A 12,004-nucleotide genomic window follows, 5' to 3' on the forward strand; every position below is an offset into this window, starting at 1 on the left:
CCGTTGTCCCTGCACAGCCACCGGAGAGTGGCACTGGCTGATTGACGACGACTATCCGCCCGACGAAGCTGGGCTCGTGATCGAGTTGAGTGAGCAGCAGATCATCGACCAGCTGGCTCAGCGCCTGGCCGATGCCCACGCCTCCGTGGCACCCGACCGCGTGGCCGCAGTGGTGCACCAGGAGTACGCGCGGTTCACGGGCCGCCCCATCCGGGATTTCATCCCGCTGTTCGTCGAACGCAACGCCCATGCGGAACTGAGCCGTCTCGGCTCCTGACACCCTGATCGTTATCGATTTTGTAGCAGAGATCTACCTTGCTATTAGGTCGCTCTCAGGTTCGGCTCTTACCGTCGAGACCAACACGTTGCGACAAGACATCCCCGATACGCTCGGCCCGCCACCAACCCCCCTCAGGTGGCGGGCCGAGATCATGTCGGGGCAGTGCGAAACCCCGCGTCGTCGCGGCGCCACCGGCTAAGGTTGGCGCTCCAGCAACGAACCGGCGACCAGAGGGTGGGACATGATTCGCGAGATGGCGGCGTCGACGCTGATCAGCCTGGCCGCGGTGGGCATGGCTCCTGTGGCCGCAGCCGAACCCGGCCCCATCTACTTCGATGAACCGGGCCATTACGCCAACGACGTTCCAGGCATGCTCTACGACGCCCACCTGACCGCGCCGTGCACGAACATGGAACGGTTCACCTTCGGGCGCGGCCCCGGCGGCGAAGCGCTGCAGTGCCGGTGGATACCGAATCAATGGCCGCCGGTCTACACCGGTTTCTGGCAGATCACCTATGACCTCAAGGGTGTGCAGGACATCGGCGCGCCGTGCCCCAACCCGCAATCGGCCGCTCAAGCACCCGATGGGCGCCCACTGGTGTGCATGGGCGACCAGGGGTGGCAGGCCGGCATCTACAACCGTGAAGGTTTCACACCGATCAACTAGCGGAGCTGCGCAGCGTCCGACTCGGCTCGGTGCCGAAGATCTCTTTGTAGGCGCTGCTGAATCGGCCGGGATGGGTGAAGCCGCACCGGCCGGCGATCGAGGTGACGGTGTCGCGCGCCGGATCGGCGGATTTGAGCTCCAGGTGCGCCCGTTCCAGACGAATCCTGCGCAGGTACTCCAGCGGCGTGACGCCCACATGCTCGCGGAACGCGTACTGGATCGCTCGCGGAGTCACATCGGCTGCCGCCGAGATGTCGCGGATGGTGATGTCGTACTGCGCGTTCTCGTGGATGAAGTCCAGCGCACGGCGCAGCATCCGCGGGTGCTGGGTCTTGGTCTTCTCATCAGGGCGCATCCGTTCGGTTTCCCGGACTTCCGCTGAAACGAAACTTCTCAGTGATTCACACCACTGCATGCCACGATCGACCCATGACCGATCGCATCGAAGTGACCCGCACCATCGCCGCAGCTCCCGACGCCGTTTTCGCCGTGCTGTGTGACCCTCAAGGCCACGTGGCCATCGACGCCACCGGAATGCTGCAGGACGCGGACGGCGAACCCGTGCGGGCCGTCGGTGACTCCTTCGTCGTTCACATGGACCGGGAGGCGCTCAACGACTTCCCCATGGGCCGCTACGACGTCACCGTGGAGATCACCGAGTACGAGCAGGACAGGCTCATCGCCTGGACCATCCTCGGTCAGATCCGCCCCCAGATCGGCCACGTCTACGGCTATCGGTTGGAGCCGAGCGGGACGGACACGCTGGTCACCTCGTTCTACGACTGGTCGGGGATCGATCAGCAGTGGCGCGAGGCCGGGATCTTCCCCGTGGTGTCGGAACTGGCGCTGCGGGGCACGCTCGGCATCCTCGACCGCACAGTCCGGCGCGGATACCCACGGTCAACCCAGGGTTGACGCATCCCGTTCGTCAACCTACGGTTGACGCATGTCCGACGCGCCCGACGCCCGCATCACCCACCCCGTCCGCCTCGACGACCTCATCGACGCGATCACTCGTGTCCACGATCAGCCGCTCGATCAGCTGACCGACGCGGTGCTTGCCGCCGAGGCGCTCGGCGAGGTCGCCGACCATCTGATCGGTCACTTCGTGGACCAGGCGCGCCGGTCGGGTGCCTCCTGGACCGACATCGGCAAATGCATGGGCGTCACCAAGCAGGCGGCCCAGAAGCGGTTCGTGCCCAAGACCCCGACCGACGCCGCGGCGATGGACCCGAACGCCGGCTTCCAGCGCTTCACCCCGCGCGCCCGCGCCGTGATCGTGGAAGCGCAGAACCGTGCGCACTCCGCCCGCAATGCCGAGATCAATCCCGCACACCTCGTCCTCGGACTCTTCGCCGACCCGACCGGGCTCGCTGCCCGCCTCCTCGCCGACCAGGGGGTCGACGGCAAGACGGCCGCCACGGCGATCACCCTGCCCGCACCCGTCGACGCGGTACCGGCGCTGATCCCGTTCGACGCCCGCGCCAGGAAGGCACTCGAGCTCACGTTCCGGCAGGCACTGCGTCTCGGCCACAACTACATCGGGACCGAACACCTCCTGCTCGCGCTCTACGACGAGGAGGACGACGACGGCGTGCTGCACCGTCTCGGCGTCGACATCGGGCGGTTCGAGGGCGACCTGCGCGCGGCGCTGGAGGCGTTCACCCAGCAGTGAGCGGCGTATCCGGCCGACGGCCTCGGCCGGTGTGCGATCATGCCAGGACGTCTACGAGGGGACCGGACATGCGACGCTGGCTCGTCATCGTGCTCGCCGCCACCATGGCCATGCTGGGCGGCGTCCTCGCGCCACCCGCGAGTGCCGCCGTGATCCCGATCGGACGGCTGGGCGAGACGCTGCGCGTCGAGTTCAAGGGCCTCGTCGCCGACGTCGCGGTCCTCGGGGTCAACCCCTCTCCGGTGCCGCCCGGATTCGGCTATCCGCCGCGCGCCCCGCGCTACCAGGTGTACCGGGCCGACGTCACGATCACCCCGGTCAAGCTGCCCACGCCCTACGCGATGGCCATCACCTACGGATTCCGCGGCGTGACCCCGACCGGTGACGCGTATGAGCCCCGCAACAGCGACGCCCCCGACGCGCTGCAGTACGGCATGCAGGACGCTCAGGTCGGTCGCACCTTCACCGGCGGCGTGTGGTGGGACTGCTACCGCGACCTGGTGTCCAACGTCGTGCTGATCGACAGGATCACCGGCGTCCGCCTGGCTCAGTGGAACGTCAGCTGAGCCTGCGGATAACGCCCGCCGACGCCGCCCGGGTCGACGAACTCGCCGACGTCGCAGCGCGCACCTTTCCGCTCGCTTGTCCCCCGTCGTGCACACCGGATGACGTGGCCGCCTTCGTCGCCGAGAACCTGACCGCCGACCGATTCGCCGGCTACCTGCGCGACCCTGACCGCGCGGTGTTCACCGCGCTCGAGGGCGACCAGATGATCGGCTACGCGATGCTGATCGCCGGGTTGCCCGAGGATCCCGATGTGGCCGCCGCGGTGACCGCCCGCCCCACGGTGGAACTGTCGAAGATGTACGTGCTGCCCGACGCGCATGGCGCCGGCGCGTCGGCGGCGCTGATGTCGGCCGCGCTGCAGCACGCCGCCACCGTGTCCGCGGCCTCGGTGTGGCTCGGTGTCAATCAGAAGAATGTTCGCGCACAACGCTTTTACCGCAAGCACGGCTTCGAGGTCACCGGCACGAAGACGTTCCGGGTGGGCGGACACCTCGAAGAGGACTACGTGATGGTGCGCCCCGTCTGACCCGCCGCGGTCAGCGCGAGCAGCCGCGACGTCGCGCGCAGGTACTTCTTGCGGAAACCGCCGGCCAGCATCTCCTCGCTGAACACGGTGTCGAGCTTGGCCCCGGATGCGACCACCGGAACCCCGGCGTCGTACAGGCGGTCGGTCAGCGACACCAACCGCAGCGCCACGTTCTGGTCGTCCAACGGATGCACGCCCGTCAGGAACACCTCGGTCACGCCCTCGATCAGCGTCAGGTAGCGCGAGGGATGCATGGTCGCCAGATGCGCGCACAGCGCATCGAAGTCGTCGAGCGTCGCACCCGGCACCGCCGCGGCGCGCTCGGCCACCTCCGCGTCGCCGGGCGGCTCGGGTGCAGGCGGCAGATCGCGGTGCCGGTAGTCCGGGCCCTCGATCCGCACCGTCGTGAACATCGCTGCGAGCGTGTTGATTTCGCGCAGGAAGTCCTGCGCGGCGAACCGTCCCTCGCCGAGCTGCTCGGGCAGCGTGTTCGATGTCGCCGCCACCGACACCCCTTTCTCGACCAGCGCGGAGAGCAGCCGAGAGATCAGCGTGGTGTTGCCCGGATCATCGAGCTCGAACTCGTCGATGCACAGCAGGGTGTAGTCGGCGAGCAGATCGATGCATTCGACGAACCCGAAAACCCCTGCCAGCTGGGTCAACTCGCCGAACGTCGCGAACGCCTTCTGGCCCTCGACCGCGTAGTACGACGACGCCAGCAGGTGGGTCTTGCCGACGCCGAAGCCGCCGTCGAGATACACGCCCACGCCGGGGAGCACCTCCCGCTTGCCGAACAGCTTCTTCTTGCCCGCACGCCGCTGCACCGCCTGCTCGCAGAACTGACGGCAGGTCTGCACCGCGGCCGCCTGCGTCGGCTCGCTCGGATCGGGCCGATACGTGTCGAAGCTGACATCGGCGAACGTGGGCGGCGGGACCAGCTGAGCGACCAACCTCTCCGGAGTGACGCTGGGACGCCGATCGGTCAGGTGCGCGACCTCACCGGATTCGAGGTTGGACCTGATGCTGGACCCGTGCATGCAGGCACCCTATCGGCGTGTTGAGATTCTGCGTATGGGCGACCACGCGGACGGGACGCAGTTCACGGTGCTCGGCACGGCCGAGACGATCGACCGTGCGCAGCTGAGCGACCGGTACGCCTACCCCGCCGAACGCTGGGTGCGAGCCAACATGATCGCCTCCGCCGACGGCGGAGCCACCACCGCAGGAAAGTCCGGGGGCCTCGGCGGCGACGGTGACAAGGCCCTGTTCTCGGTGCTGCGCGAGCTGGCCGACGTGATCCTCGTCGGCGCGGCGACGGTGCGTGCCGAGGACTATTCCGGGGCCTCACCCACCACCGAGCAGCGCGCCGCCCGGGAAGCCCGCGGGCAGGCCGCCGTCCCGCCGATCGCCATGCTCACCCGATCCGGCTCGGTCGACCCCGACGCGGCCGTGTTCGGTCACACCGAGGTGCCGCCCATCGTGTTCACCAGCGCAGCCGCCGCACCCCAGACGCGGCGCGCGCTCGGTGACAAGGCCGAGGTGATCGACGTGTCCGGCCCGGATCCGGAATCTCTGGAGCTGGCGCGGGCGGTGAGCGTGCTGGCCGACCGCGGACTGGGCCGGGTGCTCGCCGAAGGCGGACCCGGGATCCTCGGCCGGCTGATCTCCGACGACCTGCTCGACGAGTTGTGTCTGACCGTCGCACCCGTGCTCGTCGGTGGCGCGGCGGGGCGCATCGTCACCGGAGAGGACGACGACCGGACCCGGTTGCGCCTGCAGCAGGTGCTCGGCGACGACGACGGGTACCTGTTCCTGCGGTACGCCCGCGCAACCCGGGACCGGTGAGCGCCATCAGTACTGTGGTCGGCATGCGTCGATCGGTGCCGGCAGTTCTTGCGGTGACGGTGTCGTTGCTCACCGCGTGCTCCCCCGGGCTGGCCGCCAACCCGCGGTACGCCACCGATTCCGGTGCCCGCCCGCAGGGGGCCGTCACGACCAGCGAGAAGCCGTCCGGGCCGCCCGCCATCGAGGTGCCCAAGAACGAGCTGTCGTGGCGGGACTGCACGTCGCGGGTGTTCAGCGCCGCCGCGGTCGCACCGCCGGCCGGTGTGACGCTGGACTGCGCGAGCTACGACGCCGACCTCGACCCGATCGCCGGGGCCACCGGTTCGGTCAGCATCGGCGTGGTGCGCGCCCGTTCGGCGCAGACGCCCGCCGATGCGGGTCCGCTGGTGATGACGACCGGCTCCGATCTGCCGTCCTCGGTGCAACTGCCGGCGTGGCTGGCAGGCGCGGGCACCGACGTGCTGGCCAAACACCCCGTCGTCGCGGTCGACCGGCGCGGCATCGGCATGTCGGGCGCCCTGGACTGCCGGGACGTGTTCGACCGCCAGGAGATGTTCGAGCAGGCCCAGTTCCAGTCGGGCGATGACCCGGTCGCCAACCTCGGCGCGATCACGATGACCGCGACCACCAGCTGCACCGACACGATCGCCCCCGGCGATTCGGCCTACGACAACGCCCACGCCGCCGAGGACCTCGAGCGCCTGCGCACCACGTGGGACGTGCCCGCGCTCGCCCTTCTCGGCGTCGGCAACGGCGCGCAGGTCGCACTCGCCTACGCCGGTTCGCATCCCAACAAGGTCGCCCGCCTGATCCTGGATTCGCCCCTGCCGCTGGGCATCGGCGCCGAAGCCGCGACCGAACAGCGCGTCAAGGGCGAGCAGGCCGCGCTGGACGCGTGGGCCGCCCAGTGTGCGGCCAGTGACTGCCCGCTGCCCGATCCCAAGAGCGCCGTCGACACCCTGTTGGACGCGGCGCGTGCCGGGAACGGGCCGGGAGGGGCGTCGGTGGCCGCGGTCGCCGCCGCGATCTCCACCGCGTTGGCCTTCCCGCAGGGCAATCGCGTGGACGCGGGCCGGGACCTCGCGCAGGCGATCGCCGACGCCAACGCCGGCGACACCAACCGGATCAACAACCTGATCAACACCGCCGAGACGCTGCGCCAGACCGACGGACAGTTCGTCAACTCCTGCAGCGACGCGTTGAACCGTCCCACCCCCGACCGGGTCCGCGAACTCGTCGTCGAATGGGGCAAGCGCTACCCGCAGTTCGGCACCGTCGGCGCGCTGGACATGGTCAAGTGCCTGAACTGGCCCAGTGGCACCGCGCCCAAGGAACCGCAGGGTCTGACCACGCCGACGCTGCTGCTGGGAGTGCAGAACGACCCCATCGTCGGCAACGAGGGCGTCGCCGCCGTCGCGGCGACCGCGATCAACGCCGGGTCGACGAACAAGCGGGTCATGTGGCAGGGCGTCGGCCACGGCGCGACGATCTATTCGGCGTGTGCGCTGCCCCCGGTGCTCGGTTATCTCGACAGCGGCGCGCTACCCGCCACCGACACGTACTGCCCGGCCTGACGACTCGGCTACCTGCCGCTACGGTACGGTGCCTGACGTGCGTGATCTTGTGATGAAAGCGTTCAGGCCCCGCACCTCCCCGCCCACCACCGCCGCCGTCGTGCGTTCGGTCCTGTGGCCGCTGGCGATCCTGTCGGTCATCCATCGCAGCTACGTGCTGGTGTTCAACCGCTACATCACCGACGATTTCGCCCCGGTCTACCGCGCCGTCATCAACTTCAAGTTCGGCTGGGACATCTACAACGAGCACTTCGACTACGTCGATCCGCACTACCTGTACCCGCCCGGCGGCACGCTGATCATGGCGCCCTTCGGCTATCTGCCCGAGGTGGCCTCGCGCAACTGGTTCATCTTCTTCAACACCGTGGCCATCATCCTGGCCGGCTATTTCCTGCTGCGCCTGTTCGGCTTCACGTTGAGCTCTGTAGCCGCACCCGCGCTGCTGCTGGCGATGTTCTGCACCGAGTCCGTGACCAACACCCTGGTGTTCGGGAACATCAACGGCGTCATGCTGCTGCTCGAGGTGCTGTTCTTCCGCTGGCTGCTGGACGGCAACCGCAGCCACGAGTGGTGGGCCGGGGTGAGCATCGGGCTCACGCTGGTGGTCAAACCCCTGCTCGCCCCGTTGCTGCTGCTGCCGGTGCTCAACCGGCAGTGGCGGGTCCTGGTGACCGCGATCGCTGTGCCGGTGGTGTTCAATCTCGCTGCCTGGCCGCTGATCTCGGACCCGATGAGCTTCATCACCCGCACGGTGCCCTACATCTTCTCCACCCGCGACTATTTCAACAGCTCCATTTTGGGTAACGGTCTCTACTTCGGTCTGCCGACGTGGCTGATCTTGGCGCTGCGCATCGTGTTCGCCGCACTCGGCGCGGCGGCGCTGTGGCTGCTGTACCGGTACTACCGCACCCGGGACCAGTTCTTCTGGATGCTGACGTCCTCGGGCGTCCTGCTGGTCACCTCGTGGCTGGTGCTCTCGCTCGGTCAGGGCTACTACTCGATCGCGCTGTTCCCGTTCTTGATGACGGTCGTGCTGCCGAACTCGGTGCTGCGCAACTGGGTCGCCTGGCTGGCCACGTACGGGTTCTTGACCATGGACCGCTGGCTGCTGTGGCAGCTCCCGTCGACCGGACGCGCCCTGGAGTACCTCAAGATCACCTACGGCTGGTCGCTGATGGTGATCGTGGTGTTCTGCGTGCTGCTGTTCCGCTACCTCGACGCCCGCCGCGAGGGCCGGCTGGCCGACGGGATCGACCCGCCCTGGATGGCCGGCGACAGCCGACCCGTCAGCCGTGCCGCCGAGTAGCCTGGCGTCATGACAGGTCCCAAGCTGCAGCTGACCGACGACCAGTGGCGCGAGAGGCTGAGCGCCGACGAGTTCGCCGTGCTGCGCCGTGCCGGCACCGAGCGTCCGTTCACCGGCGAGTACACCGACACGAAGACCGAAGGGGTCTACCAGTGCCGGGCCTGCGGCGCCGAACTGTTCCGCAGCACCGAGAAGTTCGAATCCCATTGCGGCTGGCCGTCGTTCTTCGATCCCGCCGATTCCGACGCGGTGATCCTGCGGTCCGACGATTCGCTGGGCATGCACCGCGTCGAGGTGCTGTGCGCCAACTGCCACAGCCATCTCGGGCACGTGTTCGAGGGCGAGGGGTACCCGACCCCGACCGATCAGCGGTACTGCATCAACTCGATCTCGCTGCGGCTGGTGCCCACCGCTCAGTGAGGTTCTGGCGTCAGCGTCGGTTCGCGGCGCTGCGCCTCGAGCAACGCCAGCATCTCGTCGGCCGGCATCGGCCGGCTGAAGTAGAACCCCTGCGCCACCCGGCAACCGTACTGCCGCAACCGGTCGGCGATCTCGGCGCTTTCCACTCCCTCGGCCACCGGGGTGTGGCCGAGCGCATGCGTCATCTCTATCACGGCGCGCACGATGGTCGCCGACGGCCCGTGCGTCAGGATCGGTGCGATGAACTCTCGGTCCAGCTTGACCTGGTCGACGGGGAAGTCACGCAGGTACCACAGCGCCGAGTATCCGCTGCCGAAATCGTCGAGCGCGACCTGAACGCCGCTGGCGCGCAGTCGATTGAGAGCCGACCGTGTGCCCGGCATGTCGGCCAGCAACCTGTCCTCGGTGATCTCCACGGTGAGCGCATCCGGTGAGAGCCGGTGTCGGCGCAGCGCGTCGGCGATGCCCGCACTCAGCGCGGGATCGCTGATGACGGGTGCGAACACGTTCACCGCGACGGGGATTCGGAAGCCCCTGCGGTGCCACATCGCCGCGTCTCCGAGGGCCAGCTCCAGCACCGCCGTGGTCAGCGAGATCATCAGATCGCATTGATTCACCAGCGGCAGGAACTGGTCGGGGTTGAGCAGCCCTCGGCGCGGATGCGGCCAGCGGACGAGCGCCTCGGCGCCGATGATCTCTCCGGTGAACAGGTCGTACTGCGGCTGGTACACGACACGGAGCTCGCCGTGGTCGATCGCACGCTGCAGCTCACCCAGAATCGGTGGTGGGCCGGCGTCGCGCCTGTCGGCGAGGTCGGCGCGCAGCCTTCGGTTCTCCCCGAGGATGACGAACTGCCGGACGGTCACCGCGATCACGATCACGGCGACGGCCACGAACACCGGTCCCAACCCGGCGATCAGCACCGGGGTGCACAGCACCGCCGACAGCAGCACCGGTACGTACGGCAGCCAGCCCGACACCGCCGGCGGCTGTGCGCTCGACCCCTCGGAGCCGACCTGCCGGGCGCGTAGCGCTGCGGCGGCGATCAGCAGGAAGCCCGTCGCCCAGCCACACGACAGATGGCGCTGGCCGCTGTAGGAGTCCGTCGCAGTCAGATAGGCGAACGCCACATCGGAGAACGAGATACCGACCAGGCCTGCGGTCAGCAGGGCCATCTGTCCGCGCCGCACCGCGGGTGTCCGCAGCAGCATCACTCCTGCGATGGTCACCAGTGCGATGTCGGTCACCGGATAGGACAGGGCCACGGCGACGGCCAGGACATCATTGCGCTGCGCGGCGTAGACCGTCCCCAGCCAGATCACCCAGACGGCGCCGAAGATCGCGGCAGCGACGATGACCCCGTCGATCGCCACCCGCAGCTGGGTGCTGGGTGGGGCCGCGGTCAGCATCGCGATCAGACACAACCCGGCACCGGCCAGGAACGACAGATAACCCGCATCGGCCCAGGACGGCGAGGAATCGGTACCGACGACGAGGTCGAGGTACGACCACACCACCTCACCGGCGGCCCACCCGGTCAGACCGGCCGCCATGGAGGCCCACGCCGCGCGGTCAGAACCACGCAGGGAGATCGCGGCCCATGCGGCGCAGCCTGCGGCGATCGCAGCGAACACCGCGAGACCAACGTCGTCGACGACGCGGATGAGCGTCGGGCCGCCCCACCCAAACCACAACCATGCGCCGTAGGCGGCGCCGGCGATCAGAGCGCCCGCCGCCACCCCCCTGGTTTTCGGCATGCAGGGACACTAGCAATCGACGGCCTGTGGCAAAACAAGATGTACGGGTCAACAGTCGTTTGCTGACACGGCACTTTCCCGACAAATAAAGGTCTTATGGCCCTTCGACGTCGATCGACGCTACTGTCAATAATTTGCAGAATTCCTGTGGCTTCGTGCGAATTTCTCATCGCCAGCAACAATCATGGCAAAGAAGTGACAAGGCGCTCGACCGACACACGGGGCCCGGTGTAGAACGGGGTCTCCTCCCGGACGTGGCGCCGGGCGTCGGTGGCCCGCAGGTCACGCATCAGGTCGACGATGCGGTGCAGCTCCGGGGCCTCGAAAGCCAACAGCCACTCGTAGTCACCCAACGCGAAGGCCGGCACCGTGTTGGCCCGCACGTCCTTGTAGCCGCGGGCGGCCATGCCGTGCTCGGCGAGCATCCGCCGGCGCTCCTCGTCGGGCAGCAGGTACCACTCCAGAGACCGGACGAACGGATAGACGCAGATGTAGGCGCCCGGTTCTTCTCCGGCCATGAACGCCGGAATGTGGCTTTTGTTGAACTCCGCAGGCCGGTGCAGCGCGACATTGCTCCACACAGGCGTCGAGGCTCGGCCCAGCGTGGTGGTGCGACGGAAGTCGGAGTAGGTGGCCTGCAATGCCTCCACGTTGTCGGCGTGCGTCCAGATCATGAAGTCGGCGTCGGCCCGCATGCCGGCGACGTCGTAGATGCCCCGGACGACGACGCCGTTGTCCTGCTGCTGCTTGAGGAACGCCTCGGTCTCGTCCACGACGGCCGCCCGCGCGTCGTCACCGTCGGCCAGCACCCCGGGCGTGACGGCGTACACAGAAAACATCAGGTAGCGGACGGTGGAGTTGATCGCGTCGAAGTCGAGCTTGGCCATGTCACCTATGGTGCCACGGGGTGTCTATCGTGCTGCGATGGCAGCCACCGCCCTGGTCGCCGCTGCCACGCAGGCCGGCACCCCGATTCCGTCGAGATAGGCACCGGCCAGAACGAGCCCCGGAGGCAACCCGGCACGCAACTCGGCGACCAGGTCGGCGTGCCGCGGTCCGTACTGCGGCATCGCGTCGAGCCACCGCACCACCTTGCTGTCCTCCGGGGTCACGGTGATGCCGAACAGGGTCGCCAGGTCCTGCTCGGCCCACGTGAGCAACTCCTCGTCGCCGGCCCGCCGGGCCAGATCGTCACCGAACCGGCCGTAGGACAGCCGCACCATCTCGACGCTGCCGCGCCGGCCCCACTTGCGCGAGGACAGCGTCACCGCCTTGGTGTGCAGACGGCTGCGACCCGCGACCAGCACACCGGACTGCTCCGGCAGCGGCGTGCCGCCCGGCAGCGCGAGCGCGACCACCGCCGCCGAGGCCACCTCGATGCGGCGGG

General features: G+C 68.4%; 14 protein-coding genes and 1 pseudogene. 10 read left to right on the forward strand and 5 right to left on the reverse strand.

Annotation, left to right across the window (positions count from 1 at the left end; genetic code table 11):
• Positions 1 to 76 precede the first annotated feature (76 nt).
• Together MHN84_RS28020 and MHN84_RS28025 are read left to right on the forward strand one after the other, a co-directional pair.
• Positions 77 to 277, forward strand: coding sequence for a three-helix bundle dimerization domain-containing protein (locus MHN84_RS28020; protein ID WP_241207735.1), 201 nt, complete (start codon positions 77 to 79; stop codon positions 275 to 277).
• A gap of 244 nt (positions 278 to 521) precedes the next feature.
• Positions 522 to 947 carry a hypothetical protein gene (locus MHN84_RS28025; RefSeq protein WP_241207736.1) on the forward strand — a complete coding sequence of 142 codons (426 nt, stop codon included), beginning with the start codon at positions 522 to 524 and terminating at the stop codon, positions 945 to 947.
• Here the strand turns inward: MHN84_RS28025 and MHN84_RS28030 are convergent.
• Positions 940 to 1,302, reverse strand: a complete 363-nt coding sequence (locus tag MHN84_RS28030) for a helix-turn-helix transcriptional regulator (RefSeq protein ID WP_241207737.1) — start codon at positions 1,300 to 1,302, stop codon at positions 940 to 942. The two genes, MHN84_RS28025 and MHN84_RS28030, sit on opposite strands and share 8 nt — an antisense overlap.
• A gap of 74 nt (positions 1,303 to 1,376) precedes the next feature.
• Here MHN84_RS28030 and MHN84_RS28035 point away from each other — a divergent pair, with 74 nt between their 5' ends.
• The 4 genes from MHN84_RS28035 (at position 1,377) to MHN84_RS28050 (ending at position 3,715) form a co-directional block, all read left to right on the forward strand.
• Positions 1,377 to 1,862, forward strand: coding sequence for an SRPBCC family protein (locus tag MHN84_RS28035; RefSeq protein WP_241207738.1), 486 nt, complete (start codon positions 1,377 to 1,379; stop codon positions 1,860 to 1,862).
• Between the two features lie 31 nt (positions 1,863 to 1,893).
• On the forward strand, positions 1,894 to 2,622 hold the full coding sequence (locus MHN84_RS28040; protein ID WP_241207739.1) for a Clp protease N-terminal domain-containing protein: 729 nt from the start codon (positions 1,894 to 1,896) through the stop codon (positions 2,620 to 2,622).
• A 68-nt stretch (positions 2,623 to 2,690) separates the two neighbouring features.
• The gene (locus tag MHN84_RS28045; RefSeq protein WP_241207740.1) at positions 2,691 to 3,188 is read left to right on the forward strand and encodes a hypothetical protein; all 498 of its coding nucleotides are present in this window, start codon (positions 2,691 to 2,693) and stop codon (positions 3,186 to 3,188) included.
• Positions 3,173 to 3,715 carry an N-acetyltransferase gene (locus MHN84_RS28050; protein WP_241207741.1) on the forward strand — a complete coding sequence of 181 codons (543 nt, stop codon included), beginning with the start codon at positions 3,173 to 3,175 and terminating at the stop codon, positions 3,713 to 3,715. The genes MHN84_RS28045 and MHN84_RS28050 overlap by 16 nt, the downstream gene beginning before the upstream one ends.
• On the opposite strand, the gene zapE is transcribed toward MHN84_RS28050, so the two are convergent.
• Entirely contained in the window at positions 3,691 to 4,752 is a 1,062-nt protein-coding gene (gene zapE, locus MHN84_RS28055; protein ID WP_241207742.1) for a cell division protein ZapE, read from the reverse strand. The genes MHN84_RS28050 and zapE overlap by 25 nt on opposite strands.
• 34 nt (positions 4,753 to 4,786) lie before the next feature.
• Between zapE and MHN84_RS28060 the strand changes: the two genes are divergently transcribed.
• From MHN84_RS28060 to msrB, 4 genes are read left to right on the forward strand one after another with little or no spacing between them, the layout of a single operon-like run.
• On the forward strand, positions 4,787 to 5,560 hold the full coding sequence (locus MHN84_RS28060) for a pyrimidine reductase family protein (protein ID WP_241207743.1): 774 nt from the start codon (positions 4,787 to 4,789) through the stop codon (positions 5,558 to 5,560).
• A gap of 23 nt (positions 5,561 to 5,583) precedes the next feature.
• Positions 5,584 to 7,134 (forward strand): alpha/beta fold hydrolase, encoded by a 1,551-nt coding sequence (locus tag MHN84_RS28065; protein WP_241207744.1) that lies wholly within the window; start codon positions 5,584 to 5,586, stop codon positions 7,132 to 7,134.
• 52 nt (positions 7,135 to 7,186) lie between these two features.
• Positions 7,187 to 8,440, forward strand: coding sequence for an arabinofuranan 3-O-arabinosyltransferase (aftC, locus tag MHN84_RS28070; protein WP_241207749.1), 1,254 nt, complete (start codon positions 7,187 to 7,189; stop codon positions 8,438 to 8,440).
• 9 nt (positions 8,441 to 8,449) lie between these two features.
• Entirely contained in the window at positions 8,450 to 8,860 is a 411-nt protein-coding gene (gene msrB / locus MHN84_RS28075; RefSeq protein WP_241207745.1) for a peptide-methionine (R)-S-oxide reductase MsrB, read from the forward strand.
• Here msrB and MHN84_RS28080 read toward each other — a convergent pair.
• The 3 genes and pseudogenes from MHN84_RS28080 to MHN84_RS28090 all read right to left on the reverse strand — a co-directional run.
• A complete protein-coding gene (locus MHN84_RS28080; protein ID WP_241207746.1) occupies positions 8,854 to 10,617 on the reverse strand; it encodes a bifunctional diguanylate cyclase/phosphodiesterase in 1,764 nt (587 codons plus the stop codon). The two genes, msrB and MHN84_RS28080, sit on opposite strands and share 7 nt — an antisense overlap.
• Before the next feature lie 182 nt (positions 10,618 to 10,799).
• A complete protein-coding gene (hemQ, locus tag MHN84_RS28085; protein WP_241207747.1) occupies positions 10,800 to 11,504 on the reverse strand; it encodes a hydrogen peroxide-dependent heme synthase in 705 nt (234 codons plus the stop codon).
• 24 nt (positions 11,505 to 11,528) lie between these two features.
• Positions 11,529 to 12,004, reverse strand: a pseudogene (locus MHN84_RS28090) (FAD-dependent oxidoreductase); the annotation flags it as partial.

This window comes from Mycobacterium sp. PSTR-4-N, assembly GCF_022348085.1.
In the GTDB taxonomy this organism is placed as follows: Bacteria; Actinomycetota; Actinomycetes; order Mycobacteriales; family Mycobacteriaceae; genus Mycobacterium.